The organism is Pseudomonas sp. (assembly GCF_002796985.1).
Taxonomy (GTDB): Bacteria; Pseudomonadota; Gammaproteobacteria; order Pseudomonadales; family Pseudomonadaceae; genus Pseudomonas.
In genome coordinates this window covers 216,463-237,482 of the sequence record NZ_PEKX01000009.1, presented here as the reverse complement: position 1 = coordinate 237,482, position 21,020 = coordinate 216,463, and the positions used below count along the sequence as shown (strand labels likewise).

General features: G+C 66.5%; 22 protein-coding genes and 1 pseudogene. 9 read left to right on the top strand and 14 right to left on the bottom strand.

Features of this window, described 5'->3' with window-relative positions; translation table 11 throughout:
• The first annotated feature begins 14 nt into the window (after positions 1–14).
• From CTR55_RS15460 to CTR55_RS15440, 5 genes are read left to right on the top strand one after another with little or no spacing between them, the layout of a single operon-like run.
• Positions 15–1,070 carry an ABC transporter substrate-binding protein gene (locus CTR55_RS15460; protein ID WP_296287460.1) on the top strand — a complete coding sequence of 352 codons (1,056 nt, stop codon included), beginning with the start codon at positions 15–17 and terminating at the stop codon, positions 1,068–1,070.
• Positions 1,057–2,268 carry an MFS transporter gene (locus tag CTR55_RS15455; RefSeq protein ID WP_296287458.1) on the top strand — a complete coding sequence of 404 codons (1,212 nt, stop codon included), beginning with the start codon at positions 1,057–1,059 and terminating at the stop codon, positions 2,266–2,268. Before CTR55_RS15460 ends, CTR55_RS15455 begins: the two co-directional genes overlap by 14 nt.
• A gap of 3 nt (positions 2,269–2,271) precedes the next feature.
• Positions 2,272–3,030 (top strand): ABC transporter permease, encoded by a 759-nt coding sequence (locus CTR55_RS15450; RefSeq protein WP_296287456.1) that lies wholly within the window; start codon positions 2,272–2,274, stop codon positions 3,028–3,030.
• Complete coding sequence (locus CTR55_RS15445) at positions 3,027–3,788, top strand: ABC transporter permease (RefSeq protein ID WP_296287454.1); 762 nt, start codon at positions 3,027–3,029, stop codon at positions 3,786–3,788. Before CTR55_RS15450 ends, CTR55_RS15445 begins: the two co-directional genes overlap by 4 nt.
• Positions 3,789–3,829: 41 nt before the next feature.
• On the top strand, positions 3,830–4,624 hold the full coding sequence (locus CTR55_RS15440) for an ABC transporter ATP-binding protein (protein ID WP_296287993.1): 795 nt from the start codon (positions 3,830–3,832) through the stop codon (positions 4,622–4,624).
• 282 nt (positions 4,625–4,906) lie between these two features.
• Here CTR55_RS15440 and sulP read toward each other — a convergent pair whose 3' ends face one another.
• Entirely contained in the window at positions 4,907–6,565 is a 1,659-nt protein-coding gene (gene sulP, locus CTR55_RS15435; protein WP_296287452.1) for a sulfate permease, read from the bottom strand.
• Positions 6,566–7,037: 472 nt separating this feature from the next.
• On the opposite strand from sulP, the gene CTR55_RS15430 reads away from it, so the two are divergent.
• Together CTR55_RS15430 and mdtI are read left to right on the top strand one after the other, a co-directional pair.
• On the top strand, positions 7,038–7,409 hold the full coding sequence (locus tag CTR55_RS15430) for a multidrug efflux SMR transporter (RefSeq protein ID WP_296287451.1): 372 nt from the start codon (positions 7,038–7,040) through the stop codon (positions 7,407–7,409).
• Positions 7,403–7,732 (top strand): multidrug/spermidine efflux SMR transporter subunit MdtI, encoded by a 330-nt coding sequence (mdtI, locus tag CTR55_RS15425; protein WP_296287449.1) that lies wholly within the window; start codon positions 7,403–7,405, stop codon positions 7,730–7,732. Before CTR55_RS15430 ends, mdtI begins: the two co-directional genes overlap by 7 nt.
• A 276-nt stretch (positions 7,733–8,008) precedes the next feature.
• On the opposite strand, the gene CTR55_RS15420 is transcribed toward mdtI, so the two are convergent.
• Complete coding sequence (locus CTR55_RS15420) at positions 8,009–8,218, bottom strand: hypothetical protein (protein WP_296287447.1); 210 nt, start codon at positions 8,216–8,218, stop codon at positions 8,009–8,011.
• Positions 8,219–8,231: 13 nt separating this feature from the next.
• On the opposite strand from CTR55_RS15420, the gene CTR55_RS27385 reads away from it, so the two are divergent.
• On the top strand, positions 8,232–8,495 hold the full coding sequence (locus CTR55_RS27385) for a flagella basal body P-ring formation protein FlgA (protein ID WP_363711049.1): 264 nt from the start codon (positions 8,232–8,234) through the stop codon (positions 8,493–8,495).
• A 127-nt stretch (positions 8,496–8,622) separates the two neighbouring features.
• On the opposite strand, the gene CTR55_RS15410 is transcribed toward CTR55_RS27385, so the two are convergent.
• From CTR55_RS15410 to CTR55_RS15380, 7 genes are all read right to left on the bottom strand, one after another.
• Positions 8,623–9,669, bottom strand: coding sequence for an ATP-grasp domain-containing protein (locus CTR55_RS15410; protein ID WP_296287444.1), 1,047 nt, complete (start codon positions 9,667–9,669; stop codon positions 8,623–8,625).
• Between the two features lie 203 nt (positions 9,670–9,872).
• The gene (locus tag CTR55_RS15405; RefSeq protein ID WP_296287442.1) at positions 9,873–10,802 is read right to left on the bottom strand and encodes a phosphatidate cytidylyltransferase; all 930 of its coding nucleotides are present in this window, start codon (positions 10,800–10,802) and stop codon (positions 9,873–9,875) included.
• 1 nt (position 10,803) lies between these two features.
• Complete coding sequence (locus CTR55_RS15400) at positions 10,804–11,433, bottom strand: lysophospholipid acyltransferase family protein (protein ID WP_296287440.1); 630 nt, start codon at positions 11,431–11,433, stop codon at positions 10,804–10,806.
• Between the two features lie 13 nt (positions 11,434–11,446).
• Positions 11,447–11,893, bottom strand: coding sequence for a hypothetical protein (locus CTR55_RS15395; protein WP_296287438.1), 447 nt, complete (start codon positions 11,891–11,893; stop codon positions 11,447–11,449).
• Positions 11,883–13,223: a phosphatase PAP2/dual specificity phosphatase family protein gene (locus tag CTR55_RS15390; protein WP_296287992.1), complete on the bottom strand. Its 1,341-nt coding sequence runs from the start codon at positions 13,221–13,223 to the stop codon at positions 11,883–11,885. Before CTR55_RS15390 ends, CTR55_RS15395 begins: the two co-directional genes overlap by 11 nt.
• An 8-nt stretch (positions 13,224–13,231) precedes the next feature.
• Positions 13,232–14,989 carry a bifunctional alpha/beta hydrolase/class I SAM-dependent methyltransferase gene (locus CTR55_RS15385; protein WP_296287436.1) on the bottom strand — a complete coding sequence of 586 codons (1,758 nt, stop codon included), beginning with the start codon at positions 14,987–14,989 and terminating at the stop codon, positions 13,232–13,234.
• 63 nt (positions 14,990–15,052) lie between these two features.
• On the bottom strand, positions 15,053–15,673 hold the full coding sequence (locus tag CTR55_RS15380; protein ID WP_296287433.1) for a CDP-alcohol phosphatidyltransferase family protein: 621 nt from the start codon (positions 15,671–15,673) through the stop codon (positions 15,053–15,055).
• A gap of 482 nt (positions 15,674–16,155) precedes the next feature.
• Here CTR55_RS15380 and CTR55_RS15375 point away from each other — a divergent pair.
• A pseudogene (locus tag CTR55_RS15375) lies at positions 16,156–16,429 on the top strand (hypothetical protein); the annotation flags it as partial.
• Between the two features lie 10 nt (positions 16,430–16,439).
• On the opposite strand, the gene CTR55_RS15370 reads toward CTR55_RS15375, so the two are convergent.
• The 5 genes from CTR55_RS15370 to CTR55_RS15350 all read right to left on the bottom strand — a co-directional run bounded on the left by CTR55_RS15370 (position 16,440) and on the right by CTR55_RS15350 (position 20,833).
• Positions 16,440–17,711 (bottom strand): HipA domain-containing protein, encoded by a 1,272-nt coding sequence (locus tag CTR55_RS15370; RefSeq protein ID WP_296287432.1) that lies wholly within the window; start codon positions 17,709–17,711, stop codon positions 16,440–16,442.
• A 2-nt stretch (positions 17,712–17,713) separates the two neighbouring features.
• Positions 17,714–18,208 carry a helix-turn-helix transcriptional regulator gene (locus CTR55_RS15365; RefSeq protein ID WP_296287431.1) on the bottom strand — a complete coding sequence of 165 codons (495 nt, stop codon included), beginning with the start codon at positions 18,206–18,208 and terminating at the stop codon, positions 17,714–17,716.
• Positions 18,209–18,356: 148 nt separating this feature from the next.
• Entirely contained in the window at positions 18,357–18,632 is a 276-nt protein-coding gene (locus CTR55_RS15360; RefSeq protein WP_363711045.1) for a PilZ domain-containing protein, read from the bottom strand.
• 458 nt (positions 18,633–19,090) lie between these two features.
• Entirely contained in the window at positions 19,091–20,020 is a 930-nt protein-coding gene (locus tag CTR55_RS15355) for an AEC family transporter (RefSeq protein ID WP_296287429.1), read from the bottom strand.
• A 132-nt stretch (positions 20,021–20,152) separates the two neighbouring features.
• Positions 20,153–20,833 (bottom strand): SDR family NAD(P)-dependent oxidoreductase, encoded by a 681-nt coding sequence (locus CTR55_RS15350; protein WP_296287427.1) that lies wholly within the window; start codon positions 20,831–20,833, stop codon positions 20,153–20,155.
• Positions 20,834–21,020 lie beyond the last annotated feature (187 nt).

Here is a 21,020-nt window from a genome sequence, read left to right as displayed (position 1 = left end):
CCCGACGGACACCCATGAGCACACCGCTGGAAACCCTCTGGTACACCCACAGCCCCGTTCCCACGGGGCTCGGCATAGCCGTCGAATCCGGGCGCCTGGCGCAGGCCTTCCGCCCGTTCGGCACGCGCATCCAGTCGTTGCGCGAGTCTTCCGAACGCGAGGTGCGCGAGGCGCATTTCGACCATCACCTGCCCTACTCCGTGCGCCACGGTGGCAACATCCCGGCCATCTGGGCCCGCGCCAACGGCGCGCGCACGCGGGTGCTCGGGCTGTCGTGGAGCGACGAAGTGCAGCTCATCGTCAGCGCGCCGGACAGCGGCGTGCGCAGCATCCGCGACCTGCGCCACCGGCGCTTCGGCCTGCCGAAGTGGGCCAACGTGCAGATCGACTTCACCCGCGCCCAGTCCCTGCGCGGCCTGGAAAACGCCCTGCGGCTGGAAGGCCTGGAAGTGCGCGACGTCGAGCTGGTGGACTACCCCTACGGCGGCACCTTCAGCGACGACCCGGTGCGCCACGTGTTCGGCGCCCAGGTGGCCCTCAAGGGCAACCGCGTGGTGCAGCGCAACAACGAGCTGATCGGCCTGCTGCGCGGCGACATCGACGCCATCTTCCTCAAGGGCGCCCACGGCCTGCAGCTGGCCCACGAGTTCGGCCTGCATGTGGTGCTGGACGTCGGCTCGCACCCCGAGCCGCTGGTGCGTTCGAACATCGGCACACCGCGCACCCTGACCGTCGACCAGCAACTGCTGGACGAGCATTTCGATGCCGCCGTGCGGGTGCTCGATAGCGTGCTGCACGCCGAGCAATGGGCCTGGGCGCACCCCGAAGAAACCCGCCGCTTCCTTGCCCGCGAGCTGAACACCAGCGAGTTCTGGGTGGCCAGCGCCTATGGCGATGACGCGCACCTGCGCCTGCAGACCAACCTGGCGGAACGCTCGGTCAACGCGCTGCGCGACCTCACTGCGTTTCTGCAGCGCTGGGAGTTCATCGGCAAGAACTTCAGCGTCGACGACTGGATCGACCCACGCCCGCTGGAAACCCTGCTGGGGGGGATCGATGTCGCCATCTAACACCGAGCGGCCCGCCGCCTTCCTGCTCAACTTCATGCTGCTGGCAGCCTTCAGCGGCGCCACCATCGGCATGGCGAAGATCGTCACCACCCTCTACGCCATCAGCATCGGCGCCAACGCCATGCAGATCGGCATCATCTCGGCCATGGAGGCCCTGGGCATGGTGATCCTCACCCTGCCCGCCGGCTTCGTCATCGCTCGCTTCGGCGCGCGCCGGGTGTACTTCCTCGCCAGCCTCGGGCCGATGCTGCTGAACCTGGCTATCCCGCTGTTCGGCGGCTGGCTGTGGCTGGCCTTCGCCCGGTTGCTGATCGGCCTGTGCATCCCGTTCCGCATCGTCGCCATGAACAGCGCCTTCCTGCGCCAGCTCAAGCGCATCGGCAACGACAAGGCCGGCTGGTACCGCGGCTCGCTGACCCTGGGGATGGGCCTGCTCGGCCCGCTGCTGGGCAACTGGCTGAGCGGCGCGGCGAGCTTCACCTGGGGGTTTGCCGCCATCGGCCTGTGCTTCGGCCTGATGGCCTTCTACAGTCTCGGTTTCTGGGAGGGAGAAGTACCCAGTGATGACGTGCCCGTGGCCGCTGCCACGGGTGGATTGCTGCAACAGGTCGGCGCCATGCTGGCCAACGTCGAGATCGCCGAGAGCTGCCTGATCGAGCTGCTCAGCGCTGCCACCAGTGCGCTGTTCGGCACCTTCATCCTGCTGCTGGCGATGGAAGTCGTCGGCCTCACGCAAGGCCAGGCGGTGAGCCTGGTGATGATTCAGGGCCTGGCCTCGGTGCTCGGGCTGTTCGGCTTCGGCTACCTGATCGAACGCAGCGGCCGGCGCCTGGCCTACGTTGGCAGCCTTGCGGCAGCACTGGCCGCTCTGCTGCTGCTCGGCGTCGCCCGCGACTACTGGCTGCTGGCCCTGGGCGGCGTGCTGCTCAGTGCGGCGGCAGCGCTCATCCATCTGGTGAACATGGCCCAACTGGGCGAGCACGCCATGGACAAGAGCAAGATTTCCGGGCTGTTCAACCTTGCCTCGATGTCCGGCAGTTTTTCCGGCGCACTGCTGGGTGGGGCGATCAGCCACTTCGTCGGGCTGGGCAACCTGTTCCTCTGCTGGATACCCCTGGTGCTGCTGGCCGCGCTGTTCTGCTGGCAACGCAAGCTGCGCCGGCAGAGCGCCGGGCCGCTGCTCGGCCAGGAGGGCTGACCCATGAACCGAACACTCGATCGCCTGAGCTGGTTCGCCTCGCCGCTGCTCCTGCTGCTGGCCTGGTTCGGCGCCGCCCGCGCCGGCTGGTTCCCGCCGCAACTGCTGGTGCCGCCAGCAGAGGTATGGGCCAGCTTCCGCGACCTGCTGGCCAGCGGTGAGCTGCGCGAGCACGTGGTGAACAGCCTGTCGCGCCTGGCCATCGGCTTCTCCATCGGCGCCATCGGCGGACTGTTGTTCGGCACCGCCATGGCCCTGTCGAAGAGCGTGGAAGCCTACTGCGCGCCACTGTTCCACACCCTGCGCCAGGTGCCGTCGATTGCGCTGATCCCGATGTTCATCCTGTTCTTCGGCGTGGAAGAGACCTTCAAGATCCTGATCGTCACCAAGGCCGCCTTCTTCCCCGTAGCGCTGGCCGCCAGCGAAGGCGTGAAGGGCATTCCGCGCGGCTACTTCGAGGTCGCCAGCGTGTACCGCCTGCCACTCTGGAGCCTGCTGCGCGACGTCGCCTTCCCCGCCGCCGCGCCGCCCATCGTCACCGGCCTGCGCATCAGTCTGAGCCGCGCCTGGATGGTGCTGGTGGCCGCCGAGCTACTCGCTGCCGACAGCGGCCTGGGGCAGATGATCGAGTTGAGCCGGCAGATGCTGCGCATCGACATCGTGATGGTCGGGGTGATCGTCACTGGGGCCATCGGCTTTGTCCTCGACCTCGCCTTCCGCCTGCTGGAGAAGCGCCTGCTGCGCTGGAGACCGACGCCATGATCCGAGTCCTCAAGAGATTTCGCGGACTGCTGTTGCCGACGCTGCTGATCGCCGCCTGGCACTGGCAGTCGCAGCAGGGCGCCAGCGCCGCCTACGCCTTCGTGCCGCTGGAACGCATCGGCACCGGCTTCGTCGAGCTGATCAAGACCGGCGAGCTGTGGCTGAGCGTTTCCGCCAGCCTGCAACGCACCTGTCTCGGCCTGTTGATCGGCGTGCTCGCCGGCTTCGCGCTCGGCGCCGGCATGGCGCTGTCGCGACCGCTGGAGCGGCTGTTCGCGCCGCTCTACCACACCCTCCGCCAGGTGCCGATCCTCGGCCTGATCCCGCTGATCGCCCTGTGGTTCGGCAGCGGCGAGGCGTCCAAGGTGCTGATCGTCAGCCTCGCCGCTTTCTACCCGATGACGCTGAACGCCTTCGAGGGCTTCCGCGATGTGGAGAAGCGCTACCGCGAAGTCGGCCGCCTGTATGCCTTCGGCCCCTGGCAGCAGTTCCGCAAAGTGCTGCTGCCCGGCGCGCTGCCCAGCCTGAGCAACGGCGTATTGCACGCGCTGGCCTTCGCCTGGGTCAGCTCGGTGGGCTGCGAGCTGTTCCTCTCCACCGGCATGGGCCTGGGCAACCTGATGATGAACGCCGAGACCGGTTCGCGCATGGAGATCGTGGTGATCGGCGTGCTCAGCATCGGCCTGCTCGGCTACGCCATGAACCAGCTGTTCGCCCGCGCCGCGCGCCACCTGCTGCGCTGGCGCAACCTGCGCTAACTCTTTCCAGATTCGGCCTATTTGCCATGAGTGCCCAGACCATGAACGCGATCCTCGATCCCGCCCTCCTTCCGGCCCAGCAGGCGCAACACGGCGCGCTGGCCATCCAGGGCCTGAGCAAGGCCTATTCCATCGACGGCCGTCGCCTGCCGGTGCTGGAGAACATCGACCTGGCGGTGCGCCCCGGCGAGTTCGTCAGCATCGTCGGCGCCAGCGGCTGCGGCAAATCCTCGTTGCTGCGGCTGATCGTCGGCCTGGAGAACGACTACAGCGGGCGCATTCTGCTCGACGGGCAAGCCGTGACCGGCACCAGCCTGGAGCGCGGCATCGTGTTCCAGGACCACCGCCTCTTCCCCTGGAAGACGGTGGAGGAGAACGTCGCCCTGGCGCTGAAACAGCAGAAACTCAGCCGCGCCGAGAAGCGCGAGCGGGTCGCCGACCACCTGGAACTGGTGGGCCTCACCGGCTTCGAGCAGGCCTACCCGCACCAGCTCTCCGGCGGCATGGCACAGCGCGCCGCCATCGCCCGCGCGCTGATCACCCGGCCCAAGGTACTGCTGCTCGACGAACCCTTCGGCGCCCTCGACGCCCTCACCCGCGTGCGCCTGCAGCATGAGCTGCAGCGCATCTGGGTGCAGCAGCGCAGCACCATGATCATGGTTACCCATGACGTGGAAGAAGCGCTGTACCTGGGTGACCGGGTGATCGTCATGGACGCGCGGCCGGGGCGGATTCGCCATGAGGTGCGCGTCGATCTTCCCCATCCGCGCGAGCGAGGAACGCCATTGCTGACGAAGCTGAAGGACGAACTGCTGGCGGAGCTGATGCAGGGTTGACCCTGGTGCAGGGCATCAGGAGAGCATCAACGTAGGATGGCGTGGAGCGCAGCGATACCCATCAATCCTGCGCAGCAACAGCATGGGTATCGCAGGCTCCACCCATCCTACGCACGTGCTTCGCCGGCAACCTCGGCGCTCGCAGGCGGATAACGCCTGGGGCGTTTGCGGCCTCCTGAATCACCGGGCGCCAAGGGAGCGTCAACGTAGGATGGCGTGGAGCGCAGCGATACCCATCAACCCTGCGCAGCAACAGCATAGGTATCGCAGGCTCCACCCATCCTACGCACGTGCTTCGCCGGCAACCTCCGAGGTGGCAGCGGACAACGCCGCCGGGAAGTCCGGGTGATACCCCGCGCCAATCTCCTCCAGCACCCCCGCCTTGCGCAGCTTGCCGAGCACCCGCGCATTGGCTTCGCACAGCCGCACCTCGATGCCCCGCCGCTGCAACTGCTCGATCACTTCCTGCAGCGTCTGCAGGCCGGTGATGTCCATGAACGGCACATGGCGCAGGCGGATGATCAGCACCTTCGGGTCGGTGTGGGTCTTGGCCAGGGCGCGCTCGAAGGTTTCCGCCGCGCCGAAGAACAGTGGCCCCTCGATGCTGTACACCAGCACGCCGGGTGGCAGCTCGCCGAGGCCGCGGCCGCGCAGTTCCACTTCCAGCTCCGGGCCGTCGTCGGCGTGCACTTCCACCGAGGACGCCATGCGCCGCAGGAAGTGCAGCATGGCGAGGATCACGCCGATGTTCACCGCGATCACCAGGTCGCTGAACACGGTCAGCAGGAAGGTCACCAGCAGGATGGTCACGTCGGCGCGCGGCGCGCGCTTGAGCATGAACAGGAAGTGCCGCGCCTCGCTCATGTTCCAGGCCACCACGAAGAGGATCGCCGCCAGCGCGCAGAGCGGAATGTTCGAGGCCAGCGGCGCGAGGAACAGCAGGATCAGCACCAGCGTCGCTGCATGGGTGACGCCGGCCAGCGGGCTGTTGCCGCCGTTGCGGATGTTGGTCGCGGTGCGGGCGATCGCACCGGTGGCGGCGATGCCGCCGAACAGCGGGGTGACCAGGTTGGCGATGCCCTGGCCGATCAGCTCCTGGTTGGAGTCGTGTCGGGTGCCAGCCATACCGTCGGCGACCACCGCCGAGAGCAGCGATTCGATGGCACCCAGCATGGCGATGGCGAAGGCCGGGCCGATCAGTTCCAGCACGCGCGGCAGGGTCACTTCCGGCAGGCTGAAGCTGGGCAGGCCCTGGGGGATACCGCCGAAGGCACTGCCAATGGTGGCCACGCCGTCGAAGTGGAACAGCGACTGGATGGCGGTCACCACCACCATCGCCACCAGCGGGCCGGGTACCCGGCGCAGCGCGGCGATACGTGGGGTGAACAGCACCAGCGCAAGGCTCAGCAGCGCCAGCAGGGTCGTCGCCAGATGCAATTGCGGCAGCGCCTGGATCAGGTGCCAGAACTTCTGGTGGAAGTGCTCGCCGGTCACCGCCGGCAGGCCGAAAAAGTCCTTCCACTGGCCGACCCAGATGATTACGCCAATACCGGCGGTGAAGCCGACGATCACCGGCGCGGGGATGAAGCGAATGATGCTGCCCAGGCGGCTGATGCCCAGCAGCACGAGAATCGCGCCGGCCATCAGCGTGGCGATCTGCAGGCCGTCCACACCGTACTTGGCGGTGATGCCCGCGAGGATGACGATGAAGGCGCCAGTGGGCCCGGCGATCTGCACGCGGCTGCCGCCCAGCAGCGAGACCAGCACGCCGGCGAAGATCGCCGTGTAGATGCCCTGCTCCGGCTTCACTCCGCTGGCGATGGCGAAGGCCATCGCCAGCGGCAGCGCGACCACCCCGACTATGACCCCGGCCACCAGGTTGCGCGTCCAGTGCTCACGGCCGAAGAGTCCGGCCTTCCAGGCTTCTCGCAGGGCGATCATCGCAGTCTCCGACAGGATTTCGAGCAAGGATGCTAGCAGGAGTGGCCCTTCCGCAACCCGGCGCAGATCATTCCTGTGGCGCGCTGTCGCAGGCCGAATCAAATGAACAGAATATTGCACAACCCTGATGGCGCGCAGGATTCAGCGAACGCCTAAGCCGCCTATTCATGGGCATTCATAGCTGAAATCGAGGCAGCTGATTTGCCAGCGAAGCGGAAAATGGGCATAATGTGTTCATTATGTTGAACATCAAGACTCTACCTCTCCCCACTTCCCGCCTGGTTTCGCGCGAGCGTCACTGGACCGGCGACCTCTAGCTCCTCCCTTCGGCAACCACCTGTTGGTGGCGCCAAGCGCGGCAAACACTCGAAGGAGATTGCCGCCCGAGTCGGCGCCGCCGAACCCGAACCGAAACCGCCGCAAGGATGCTCTTAGCGAGACTGCGCGCGGCTGCCCGTGGGAGGGCTTTACCATGCGTTCCTGGATCTATCTGTTTGCCGCCATCGGCTTCGAAGTCGTTGGCACCACCTCGATGAAATTCACCCACACGCTGTTCCCGATTGCCGGGCTGCTGCTGATGTACGTGATGATCGGCCTGTCGTACTACTTCCTGTCGCTGGCCATCAAGCGCGTGCCGGTCGGCGTCGCCTACGCCCTCTGGGAAGGCATCGGCATCGTGCTGATCACCCTGGTCAGCGCCTTCTTCCTCGGCGAGCACCTGAGCCTGGACAAGGCCCTGGGCCTGGCAGTGATGATCGCCGGCATCCTGCTGGTGAAATCCGGTACCCGTACCGCCAAGCGCGAAGAGAGCCGTGAGAGCGACATGGAGGCTGTCACATGCTGAACCATGACCTGATTCCGATGGCCTGGCTGGGCCTGGCCATCGTCCTGGAAGTGATCGCCAACCTGCTGCTGAAGTACTCCGACGGCTTCCGCAAGCGCCTGATCGGCGCGGTTTCGATCCTCTGCGTGCTGGGCGCGTTCACCGCGCTGGCACAGGCGGTGCGCGGCATCGAACTGTCGGTGGCCTACGCCATCTGGGGTGGCTTCGGCATCCTCGCCACCGTCGCCATGGGCTGGGCCCTGTTCGGCCAGCGCCTGGTCTGGCGCGGCTGGTTGGGCCTGGCGATGCTGGTGCTGGGCATGGGCTTGCTGAAGCTGGCCTGATCACCGAATGAAACGAAAAAGGCGGAGCTGGGCTCCGCCTTTTTTATTGCTTTCAAGAACACCACCCTGGGAGTCCCGTGCGAAGCTCCCCCCTCACCCCAGCCCTCTCCCTCCAGGAGAGGGGGCTGTCCGTGCCGGATGACACCATGACCGCCCCCTGCGCCGATCAGTCCCCTCTCCCTCTGGGAGGGGGGTAGCCCCAGCGCCGAAGTACCTGCCACCCACACGGCGGATAGCGCTGGCGCGTTATGCGCCCTACACGGGACCACTCAAGGCTCAGGCCAGCAGGCTCACCACCGCAAACCGACTCAGGTTGGCCACCACCGTCTGCGCCGCCGCGCTGTAATGCGTGGCACTGCGCCCCATGCGGTCGAGCATGGACGCGGCAAAGGTGTGCGCCCACTCGCGCTCGTCCTCGCTGGCGTGGCGATCGAGTTCGGCGCGGATGCCGGCCTGCCCGAGCGTGACGTTGAAGCGCCGCAGCACCTGTTAGGTGCTCATGCCGTCGCCCAGCACCGCCGCCGCCGGCTCGCCGAGCTGGCGCCAGGCGCTGAACAGCAGGGTTTCCTTACCCGAGCGCTGGATGTCCTGCACCGACTCCAGGCCTTCGAGGCTGCCGGCGGAGCGCTGCTCCAGCAGCTCGTTGACCTGCCGAGTGGCCAACGGCAAGCAGGACGAGGTGATCCGCGTGAAGAACCTGCGTAGCCAGAAGATCATCGAGGCAAAGGTGATGGCGTCAGGCGAGGTCAGCAGCATCTTCTGATGCTGCTCCCTTACAGGTCTATACCGATGTTCCTGGGAACGTAGGAGCGGACTCCGTCCGCGATCGCCCACGCGGCGGACGCCGAACCAACATTGGGCAAGCGCCCGCTCCCGCAGGGGAAATCCCTTCAACGCTGCAGCGGTGTCAGCACATCGCGGACAGAGTCCGCTCCAACGCGTGCCGGCAGCCCGGAGCAGGTCGTCACTTCCACCAGCCGCCGCGCATGAATGCTCGGCGCTGGCAGCACCGGCGCATCCAGCGGCGCCTCGCGGAAGCAGCGCAGGTGGTTGGCCGCCATGTCGTAGCCGGACAGATGGCTGAAGGCAATCCCCCCAGAGAAGCGCGGGTTGACGTCCATCAGCAGCGCCTCGCCGTTCTGCACCAGGAACTCCATGTTGATGCAGCCGTTCACCCCCAGCACGCGGGCGACCTGTCCTGCCATCTCCACCAGTTGAGGATCGGCGAGCATGCGCACGGTCAGCCCCGCGCCGGTGGGCGTGCGCACCAACTCCTGGCGAGCCATGGCCGCCCATTCCCCGCTGCGGTGCTGACGCACCACGTCGACCACGCAGACATCACCCGGCAGCAGCGGCTGCACGATGTAGTCGCGATCCGAGAAACGCTTGCGCACGTAGTGCAGGAAATCCGCATCGCGCACCTGCATCAGCCCTTCGCAATTGCGCCCGTCGCGCGGCTTGGCGATCAGCGGCAGGTCCAGCCCCGACACGGGCAGGTCCTCCAGGCGCCAGGTCGGAATGGTGCGAATCAGCGGATCATCCCGGAAGGCCTGGTGCACCAGCCACTTGTCCCGGGCGACGCGGATGGTCTCCAGCGGCTGCATGCACAGCGTGATGCCGCGTGCGGTGAAGGCTTCGTGGTGCTGCGCGAAGGCATCGACCTCGGGATCGATCAGCGGCAGCACATGGGTCACCTGCTCGGCTTCGCAGATGTCCAGGATGCGACCGACGTACTCGGTGGCGTTTCGCGCCGGGGGAACCTGATGAAAGGTATCCAGCAAAGCCGATGTCGTGCACCAATCGCGGTGCTGGGTATTGGTCCCCACTACCCGCGCCCCCCAATGCTCACGTATCGAAGCGATCACCGCCTCGGCGGAATACGAGCCGATGGCCGTGACCAGGCAGGTGAAGGGAAAACCGTTCGCCGGGCTGCTCAAGATGCAGCTCCGCCGATGATTCGTGGAAGGAAAGTGCTCATTGCTCGATGGCCCCGCGAAGATTCGACTGCCTATGCCCCAACTACCCCATTGCCAGACGACATTTCGTCAGCAAATTTTCGTCGGCAAACAAAGCAAGCGTAGCCACGAACCAACGCTCCGGGGCCGCTACCCCGGAGCGCCTGGGGGATTTCCGACGGAAGTCAGGTCCACCAGTAGCGGACGAAATGGAAGAACACCGGTGCCGCGAAGCAAACCGAATCCAGGCGGTCGAGCATGCCGCCGTGGCCTTCGATCATGTGGCCCCAGTCCTTCACCCCGCGGTCGCGCTTGATCGCCGACATCACCAGCCCGCCGAAGAAGCCGAGGATGTTGATCATCAGGGCGATCAGCAGCGCCTGCCAGAAGGTGAAGGGCGTGATCCACCACAGCGCACCGCCGATCAGCGTGGCCAGCGTCACGCCGCCGACGAAGCCTTCCAGAGTCTTGGACGGCGACAGGTTCGGCGCGATCTTGCGCTTGCCCATGAGCTTGCCGCAGACGTACTGCAGCACGTCGGACAACTGCACGACGATCACCAGGAAGGCGATCAGCAGCAGGTTGCGGCCCTCGTAGCCGGCGATGTCCAGGGTCAGTAGCGCCGGCACGTAGGAGATGCAGAACACCGCCAGCATCAGCGCCCACTGCACCTTCGAGGCGCGCTCGAGGAAGTGCTTGGAGTCACCGCCCAACGAGGCGAGGATCGGCAGCAGCAGGAACACGTAGACCGGGATGAAGATGCTGAACAGCCCGTACCAGCCGATGCCGATCAGCAGGTACTGCATCGGCAGCACGAAGTAGAACGCCGCCACCAGCGCCGGGTAGTCGCTGCGCCGGGTCGGCATCAGAGTGAGGAATTCGCGCAAGGCGTAGAAGGACACCCCGTAGAACAGCAGGATCACCGCCCAGTAGCCGAGGGCGAAGGCGCAGCCGATCACCGCGACCATCACCCACCAGGCGTTGATCCGCGCGTTGAGGTTGTCGATCACCGCATGCGGTCCGGCCGGTGCGCGCCAGCGCAGTACGGCGCCGACCAGCGAGGCGAGGACGAGGATGGCGCCGATACCACCGAAGAGCAGCCAGGTCTGATTCATCTCAGCGACCCTCCGGCGCGGCGAGTTGCAACAGCGCCTCGCGGGCGCGTTCGAGGAAAGCTTCCTTGGCTTCGCCCTCCTCTACCGCCAGCGGCGCACCGAAGCTCAGGGTGCACAGCAGCGGCAAGGGCAGCGCGCGACCCTTGGGCATCACGCGGTTGAGGTTGTCCAGCCACACCGGCACCAACTCCACCTGCGGGTGGGCCCTGGACAGGTGGAAGATGCCGCTCTTGAACGGCAGCAGGCGCACTTCCTCGTCGAGGTTGCGGGTGCCTTCGGGAAAGAGGATCAGCGAGTCGCCGTCGGCCAGGGCACGCTCCACCGGCTCCAGCGGATTGCCGCCCTCGGCGCTGCGCGCACGATCGATCAGCACGCCATGGAATACACGGTTGATGATGAAGCCTCGCAGGCCGCCCTTTCCCCAGTAGTCCATGCCGGCTACCGGCCGCGTACGGGAACGCAGCTCGGGCGGCAGCGAGGCCCAGAGCAGAACGAAATCCCCATGGCTGCTGTGGTTGGCGTAGTAGATGCGCTGCACCGGGATCGGCGTGGTGCCGATCCACAGGCTGCGCAGGCCGGTCACCGCGCGGGCACCGGCGATGATGGCGTAGGCGAAGAGTCGTTCCAGCATCCGGGCAGGTTCCTCAGGATTGGAAGGTCAGGGTAATCAGGCACAGCAGCGCAACCAGCCACTGCACCGCACAAAGCAACACTTGCCGGCGCAACAGCGCGAGCGCGCCACGGCTGCGCTCGCTCCAGGTGCGGCCGGACATTTCTGCGGGTACGCCGACATAGGTGGCCAGTGCGTCGTCCAGTTGCCGGGTTTTCTCCGGCAGCGCGTCACCGGCATTGGCCATGGCCTCGAACAGATCGGCGTCCAGCGCCACGCGCATGGCATAGAACTTCTGCACCAGGCCAAGCAGCACCAGCAGCGCCATGCTCAGGCTGAACGCCAGCGTGGCGCTGGCCATCAGCACGCCGTAGAAGCCGAGTGCCAGGGCCAGCACGGTGAGCGCAGAAGACAGGCCATTCAGGCTGCTGCCACGCCGCAGCAGGCTGGCCACCAGGATCAGGCCCGGATCAACCGACATGGCTCACCTCCTGCGACAAGTGCGGCTGGCCGGCGATCTGCGCCAGCACCGCCAGTTGTTCAGACTTCAGCACCACCTGCGGACGCGCCCGGCGAATCTGCGCCAGCGCGTCCTCGACCGTGGCCGCATGCCCTGCGATCAGCAGCCAGGCCGCCACCAGCGTGGCACTACGCGAGCAACCCAGCGCACAGCACACCAGCAACGGGCCTTCGGCGCGCAACTGGTCGATCAGCTCGGCGCCCTGCCGGCACTGCTCGGCGCTGGGTGCGACCAGATCGAGCAGCGGCAGGCACTCATAACGGCGGGTCAGCGCAGTGCAGGGCAGTTCGGCACACAGGTCGAGGATCGCCAGGCTCGGCAGATGATGGGGCTGGTACCAATCCGGCAAGCGCCCGAGCCAGAGCCCTGGCAGCACCTCGTCCGGCTGCGGATGGCGGCGCGTCCACCAGCGCGCGTTGAGCCACGCCCCCAGCCAGTACGGCGCCAGCAGCCAGGAAACGGCCACCGAGTGGCGCCCATCCAGGCGCTTCTGGAACCCCACCGTGCCAATGGCCAGATAGCAGAGGGCAACCAGCGCCAGCGAGAGTGCCGGCCAGCACAGCCAGAGCCACAGGCCACCGCCGGCCAGCGCCAGCAGCAAGCACAGCAGCGCCCCGCCACCATAGATTCCGGCCAACCGCCGACGTTGCGGATCGCGGCTGAGGCTCCATGCCTGCACGGGCGAACGAACCTCGCGCGGCCACAGCCAGACACAGAGGAAGCCCAGCAGTGCACCGGTCGGCACGTCGATGAAATGGTGCTGCCAGGTGGTCAGCACCGACACACCGATCAGCGCGAACCAGCCGTGCAGCAGCCAGCGCCAGCCGCCTCGCGCGTAGCGGCCATAGGCGACCCAGAGGATCACCAGCAGGGCGATATGCAGCGAGGGCGCCTGGTTGAATGGCTTGTCGAAGCCCATCAGCAGGTCGAACAGCCAGCCGAAGGAGCCGCCCAGCACCGGCCGCTCGAAGCTGAAGCGCAGCGGAAACAGCAGGAAGCAGGTCACCGCGACGACCTGCGCGGTGAGCAGGCGCAGGGCGTGGCAGTCCAGCCCGCGCCGGGTGCGCGGCAGCAGGAAGGACAGGCCGTAGAGCAGATCGATGGACCAGTACGGGATGATCGTCCAGGGCCACAGCGGCGTGCCGCGCTCCCAGTCGAACACCAGCACGCCAACCGACTCGCGCTGCGCCGCCACCCAGTTGGCGAAGCCGTAGCTGAGGAAGAAGAACGGCCCGAGGAACAGCAGCCAGATCACCGCGCGACGCAGCACGCCGGGGTCGCGCGCCGGCATCGACGCCATCAGCTGCGCTCCCGGCGGGCCAGGGAAACGGTGAAGATGCCGTCCTCGTCGATCCGCTGGGCCAGCTTGCGGAAGCCGGCGGCGGCCACCAGTTGGTCCATCTCCAGTTGCGTGCGACGGCGCATCACCCAGGCCTGGCCGGCGCGGTGGCTGGTGAGGGCACGGGCGATCAGCTCCAGCTGCGGGTGCCAGGGCTGGCCGGTGTAGATCAGGTAGCCGCCCTCTTCCACCGCCTCGCCCAGGCCGGCCAACGAGCCGCTGACCATCGCGTTGTCGGCGAACAGCTCATAAAGGCCGGAGACCACCGCCAGACTTGGCTTCGGTTCCACCGCAGCGAGGTCCGCGCCATCGAAGGCATCGCCCTGGACGAAGCGGGCGCGCTCCTTGAGGCCGAGGCGTTCGATCAGCGCCGAGCCCTCGCGCACGTTCAGCTCGCTGTAGTCACGCAGCAGCACGCTTTCCGGCAGTGCATCGAGGCCCTGCAGCGCTTCGAGGATGTAGCGCCCGTGGCCGGCGGCGATGTCGAGGATGCGCACTTCGCAGCCCTGCTCGCGCAGGCTGGCCATGGCCAGGCGCAGCAGCTCCTCGATGTTCACTTTGCGCTGGCGGATGCCGCGCCAGCCGGCGGACTCCAGATAAGTGCGGTCGATCATCCGGCCCACCGGGCCTGCACCAGCCGGCTGGTTGCGGTAGACGTAGTCCAGGGTGCTGCCGGAATCGAAGCCGGTCTGGAAGCCGAGATTGATGCCGTCGGACAGCAACCGGCCGAGGCGCATGTTGGCGCGGGTGGCGCGCCAGTAGAGGTCGCGGACCGAGCCGCTGGGCAGCGGCGTGGCCAGTGCTTCCGCTTCGGCGCAGGTGTAGCCGAAGCGGTCGGCATCGCGCAGGTCCGCCCGCTCCGGCGCGCGGGTGAAGCATTCGAGGATGAAACGTCGCGCGCGCGTGGTCGCCTGTTCGCGGTTCAACTCGCCGAGGGTGTCGTGGAAGAAGCCGGGCAGGAGGTGCAGCTCCTTGCGCGCCGTGCCGAGGTTGTCGAAGAAGCGCTGCTGCGGCTTGCGGTGGACCACGAAGTCGGAGCCGGAAATCAGCAGCTGGGTCGGCACCTGGATCGCCTGGGCATCAGCCACCACACGGTCTGCCGCCTCATACAGGCCCAGCAGCACATTCACCGAGATGGCCTTGGCGATCAGCGGGTCGCTGTCGTAGGAGGCGATGCGCTCGGGGTCGTGGGTGAGGAATTTCGCCTTCACGTAGCTGTTGACGAAGAAGTTGCCGCGCCACGCCCGCGCCAGCTTCAAACCCGGCCGGGCGAAGGGTACGTAGAGTTTGACCTTGAACGCCGGCGAGGCGAGCACCAGGCTGCGGATCGGCGGCGCATAGTCGTGCACCCAGGTGGAGACGACCACGGCGCCGACGCTTTGCGCCACCACCGCCATATCGCTGACGGCGATGCCGTAGGTCGCGGCGATGTGCTCGACGAAGGTCTGCACGTCGCGCACGCTGGTGCCGAAGCTCGGGCTGTCGCCACGCGCGCCGGGCGACTGGCCGTGGCCGCGGGCGTCCCAGGCGAACACGTCGAAGCCGGGCAGGTCCAGCTCGTCGGCCAGGTGGCCGATGCGCCCGGAATGCTCGTGGCCGCGATGGAACAGCAACACCGCGCGACGCGGCTCATCGCTGGCGCCGGCAGCCGGCCAGTGGCGATAGAACAGCTCGACGCCGTCGTGGGTAACGAAGTGGTGATTCGAAGACTCGCGCATAACTTCCTCTGTTCGATGGCTTGCGGGACTGTCCGGTCCCCGTCTTGACATGGCGGCCCTTGTTCAGCCGGCCTGTTGTTCCTTCTGCTCGGCCAGCCCCTGGCGCACCCGGTTGACGATAGTCAGCACCAGCAGCAGTGCCAGCAGCACCAGCAGCGGGTTCAGCCAGACCAGCGGCAGTTGCCCGGCCGCCACGGCCGCGCCGAACACGCCGAAGCACAGGGCGCGATCGCTCTTGCCCATGGGGCCGTCGTAACGCCTTGAGGCGCCGACCATCACGCCGAGCACGCCGGCGTACTCGCTGATCACCGCCAGCACAACCACGAGCACCACCAGCGCCGGGCTTACGCCCGGCAGCAGGGCGAACGGCAGGTACAGCGCGCTGTCGGCGATCACGTCGGTGAGTTCGTTGAGGTAGGCGCCCAGCTTCGACTGCTGGCCGAACTCGCGGGCAAGCATGCCATCCATGGCGTTGAGCGCCATGCGCAGGAACATCCACAGGGGGATCAGCAGGAATATCCAGGCGTGGCCGGCCAGCAGCGCGACCGTGAGCGCCACCAGCAGCGAAAGGCCGCAGGCCGCCAGCGTCACCTGGTTGGCGGTGACGCCGCGCTCGTGGAGGCGGGAGACTTGCGGGCGAAGCAGGTTCTGGAAACGGGACTTGAGCTGGTAGACGGAGATCATGAAGGTCCTTCTCTTCGTTCGGAACGGGTCGGGGTTCGGATCGAGTTGTTCACACGAACTATCCACAGCCATGTGGAACCAGAGAGCTTAGCCGCACCCCGAAGCCTGGGCTGTCGGACATGTCCCAACAACATAGATGACCGATCCTAGGTACAAGGACACAGTGGCGTCAGTCAGCCCTGCCGACGAAACGATCGCCGGAATTCCCGCACCAATTATTTTTCCTGTTCCCTTAATCCTTCCCCGCGAGCTGTAAAAGGCCGTGGCCCACGTCCTCACCTACATCCTCCAGCTCAAGGCCTCGCGCTCTGGGCGCCGTGAACGGCCGGAGCTGATCCAGAACGTCCCCATTCACGAAGAACTCTGAACAAAGTCTGACCACGCGCTTACTGCAGTCACTATTGCCGACCTTCCAGAGCGGCCGCATCGGCATCCCGCTGATCATCCTGCCGCTGGCCGGCCCGCCCATCGAGGCGCAATCACTGCAGCAGACCCAGGTGTCTGAGCCACGCCATGGATCAGGAGCGCGCGCAGCAGCTGGGCTGGGAAGACATTCCGCTGGTGGAGCGGCTGTCGACGTCGCTGGGCTACAGGCTGGTCAACGAGGCCTGCGGCGCGCCGCTGGCGCAGCGTATTCGCGGGGTGCGCCCGCTGCTGGCGCGTTACGCACGGGTGTTCAGCCCGGGGCTGCACGTGCTGTCGCAGAACGAGATTCCGGAGCGGGTTGGGGTGCAGATTTTGGTGACACTGGGGTGATGCCCGGTGCTCAGCCCCCGGCAAGGCGGAAGGCATCGGCCATGCGCTCCTGCTCGCGCACCGGAAGCCCGAGCCCGCGGGCCAGGGTTCGCCATTGGCGGACGATGCCACGGCTGTGCGCGATGATCTCCTCCGCCTGGCCCGCACTCAGACGGAAGTAGGGCGCCACTTCCCGTGCCAACTCCAGGTCCAGGGCGTTGTCCGCTTCGGTGATGTTCAGCTTCAGGCCATCGGCTTGGGCGACCGGATTCATGTCATAAGCCTCCGACAAGCGCCAACCGCGACCGGGCACCAGGATGAAGCCGTGGTTGCGCAGGTGGTCGTCGGTGTTGGAGACCAGCAGATTGAACACAATGCGCGACCATAGCTCGCGCAGGTCCGCGCTGGTCTGCGCCCCTTCGCGGATCAGCACCTCGGCCAGCTCCAGGTAACTCGCCCCGGTTGACGCATCATCGCCATCCGCGCGCCCGGTCAGAGTCATCGCCGACGCGAAATGCAGCCGACGGCCCGCGTCTGTGCGATCGAAGCGGCGGACCATGAAGCAATGGTGATCGCTGGCGAACTTCTGCGCCTGGGCATCGGCAACGCGCAGGCCACAACCCACTGCGAGCGCATTGACCAGCATCTCCCAGCCGCCCACGTCATAGTGATCGCGACGGCTGGGAAACTTGGCGATGTAGAGGCGACCCTGCTTGTCCGCCACGCTGGCCTTGGGCCGCGCGCCACCGAGCGAGCCGCCGGGAGCGATGAGCATTCGCAACCAGTCGCTACCGTGCCTGGCGGTGTTGTCCGGGTCATCTTCCAGCGCACGGGCAGCGCGTTCCAGCGCGGCGATTTCGGTGAAGGGCGGCGCAGCCAGATCGGCACGGTCATCGAGAAACGCACCGCGGTCGTCGAGCCTGTAGCGCAAGGCGCCGACGCGATAGAGGTCATGCACGCCCAGCAGATAATCCGACTCGTACAGCCGAGAGGCCTTGTCGACGACGCCGACACGCACCTCGCGCTCCCAGCGCCGGTCCATCAGCAGTCGGCCCCAGCGGTCCGGGCTGGAGTCGGCGAAGACCCCGAACTTGTCCTGTGGCGCGGCAGGGAACTGTGAACCTTCGAACAGCCCGAGGCGCGGGTCCAGGTGGATGAGCCCGAGGACCGGGTCCGTCAACACATCGGGGTCATAACGGAAATCGAAGAGTTCGCTGGCGCGGGTCTTTCTCGACGTCAGCAAACCCAGCCTTCGTGGGACGGGGAGACCGTCCCAGTCTGCATACACCCCAATGCTGGTCATGGCTATTCGCGCTCCTTGCCCTCAAGGCTGATCGGCTCGAGGAGTGCCGCCAGCGCCTTGGCCGTGACACCCTTGTCGGCCACGACGCTCGCTTGCGGTTCAGCCGATGCGAGTGCGGCCTGCTCCTCTGCAACCGCATCCTGCCCTGCCCTGGGCGTGTTCGGGGGGGCATAGCGCGGTTTTGCAGGCACGGTCTCGCGTCTTCGCTGACTCACCAGACGGGCGTCCTGCAACTGGCGACCCAGCTCGTCGGCTTCGGCGAGCCTTGCCAGGTCCGACTCCAGCCCCAACACCTGCATCACCGACAGATAGGCGCCAATGGTCACCCCGGCGCCGCCGGCCTCCACGGCACGAAGCGTCATCGGCGACATACCGGAGCGTTCGGCGACCTGCTTGGCGGTCAGCTTGCGGCGTAGGCGCGCGAGCTTGAGGCGCTCGCCGAAGGCGGCAAGCAGTTGGTTGGTCTGCGGCAACAGGGGGGCGGTTTTCTTGGCCATGTCGCTAGTATTCCGGCGTTATGACATTAATTTCGCCAGAATATTAGCATGTCAGTCGATAAGATACCGAAACGGAGACTGTGAAGCGCCAGTATTACTGCCTTATGCAAACCAAGTCGCTAGAATAATGGCACTCTCAAGTAAGCATTCACTGCAACCGTGCCCGCCCCAACAGACTGCGCTTGAAACTCACCGACTTCGACGTCACCAACTCGGTGAAAGCCGTGCTCGGCCGGTCCAGCTTGAAGCCCTGCTCGAAGCGCGCGTTCTTGGCATCCTTCTTGGGCCACTGGCAGATCGCGCTGATGTCCACTGAGCGGGTGTGATCCTCGCGCACCGGGATGTCCAGGCGCATGTCGTAGCAGCTACCCGGCGCCAGCGGCTGGTTCGCCACCAGCCGCTGGCCGCCCATCGAGACGTCCACATGGGCTCACCACTCAGGCGGTTGGCCACGTTGATCTGGCCGATGTGGCGGAAGATCAAACGACGGTGCTTGCGCATGGCGGCCACTTGTAGGGAGCGGGCTCTGGGACGGGCGACTCGGGAACGAAACGCGCGCGCAGCCTAGCAGCGCCAGCGCCTCAAACGGGCTCAAAAGCTATCAACTGCCAGTATTTGCCGCGAAAGCGCCCTCGTCTTCCATCGCGGACGGAGTCCGCTCCTACCTGGAAACTCTGCGCGGGCCCCAACCCTCTCCCCCGCCCTCTCCCTGAAGAGAGAGGGCGCCATTCGGCGCTCTCGGATAGGGCAGAGCCAGCCGGTAAGCACAGGGTTATTTGTGCGCGCCGGACAGTCCCCTCTCCCGTCGGAGCGGGACGCGCGCCAGGGTTAGGGAGAGGGAAATTCCAGGCACGGACTGTCCTTGCTCCTACGCAATGGCTGCTATCGGGCGATCCACAGTAAGCAAAGAGAGAGGGTTACCAACGACCCCAATGTCGACACCAGAATGCTCCGCGACACCACCGCCGCCTCGCGCTGGTAGTACTCGGCGAGCATGAACGGCCCGGTGCCGGTGGGCAGTGCGCTGAGCAGCAGCGCGGAGTCCGCCCACAGCGGCGGCAGGTCGAAGACCTTGTAGGCGAGGAAGCCGGTAAGCAACGGCTGGCCAACCAGCTTGATCGCCACCAGCGGCCAGGCACCGACCTGTTCGCCCTCCTGCTTCTGCGCCAGGAACAGGCCGAGGGACACCAGCGCGCAAGGCGTGGTGGCGGCGGCGAGCATGTCGAGAAAATGCAGCAGCGGCGCCGGCAGGCCGATGCCGGTCACCGCCCATAATCCGCCGATGATCGGCGAGACCACCAGCGGATTCTTGCCCAGCGCCTGGGTCACCACCCAGACAGCGCGGCCGATGTGCTTCTCCTCCTGCAGGCCGACCTCGATGCACACCACGGCGATGGCGAACAGCACGCAGACCACCAGCAAAGAGGCGATCAGCGCCGGCTCCAGGCCGTCCTGGCCGAACACCAGCAGGCACAGCGGGATGCCCATGTAGCCGGTATTGGCGTAGGACGCACTGAGGCCGTCGATACTCGCCGCCGGCAACGCGCGACCCTGCATCAGGCGCCAGATCAGCGTGGCGAAGAACACCAGCAGGCAGCCGCCCGTGAAGGCGGCGAGGAAGCCCGGCTGCCAGATTTCCGCCCAGGTCGCGGTGGCGGTGACCTTGAACAGCAGCGCCGGCAGGCACAGCCAGACCACCAGCTTGTTGATCTCCGAGGCTGCCTGCGGGCCGAGGCGGTTGGTGCGCCGGCACAGCCAGCCGACCAGGATCAGCGCGAAGATCGGCAGGACGACGGCGAACACGGTGTGCATGGCAAGGAACCTGGAGAACGGGAGCGGCAGGCGAGCATAGGGTTGCCGATCGATAGCGTCCAATGCTTACGGCGCCCGTCCCTGCCCATTTCGTGCAGCAGCGCGCCAGGCCCGCTCCCACTGGGCGTGGGGTCAGACCCGCCCAGTCACCGGAATGCACGCACCGGTAATGGCCGATGCCGCGTCCGAGGCGAGGAACAGCAAGGTCGCCGCCAGTTGCTCCGGGCGTACCCAACGATCGAACTCGGCATTGGGCATGTCGGCGCGGTTCTGTGGGGTGTCGATGATGCTCGGCATCAGCGCATTGACGGTGATGCGCGCGTCCTTCAGTTCCTCCGCCAGTGCTTCGGTCAGGCGCATGACGCCGGCCTTGGACGCCGCATAGGCACCCATGCCCAGCGCTGCGCGGGTGGCGGCTGCGGCGGCGATGTTGAGGATGCGCCCGTGCCCCCGCGCCTTCAGGTGCGCCAGCGCGACCTGGCTGGAGACCACGGCGGTGCGCAGGTTGATGCGGTACATCAGATCCCAGGTGTCGACATCGCCGTCAGCCAGGGTCTCCCAGTGGAAGCCGCCGGCCACGTTGATCAGCGCATCCAGGCCTCCAAAATGCTCGTTGACCTGTTCCAGCGCCACACGGGCGGCGGCCGAATCGGTGAGGTCGACACCGCCGATGGACAGCGCGCCAGCCTGTGGATAACGCGGGCCGACGGCACGGTCGAGCAAGGCGACCTGCCAGCCGGCATCGGCGAACGCCTGGCCGACCACGCTGCCCAGATGGCCGAAGCCGCCGGTGATGGCGACGATCCTGTTCATGCTGCTACCTCAAGACGGTGGGAGAGGCGTTCTTATAGGGGTAGCAGGGGTTGGGCGAAAGGTCGCGGGCGCCAGATGAGAGGACGGATCGGGACGGGGGAATGTCGGGGAGTTTTGGTGCAGGGGGTAGCCCTCACCCTCTCCCAGAGGGAGAGGGGACTGTCCGCAGCAGGATGGCGACAGCGTC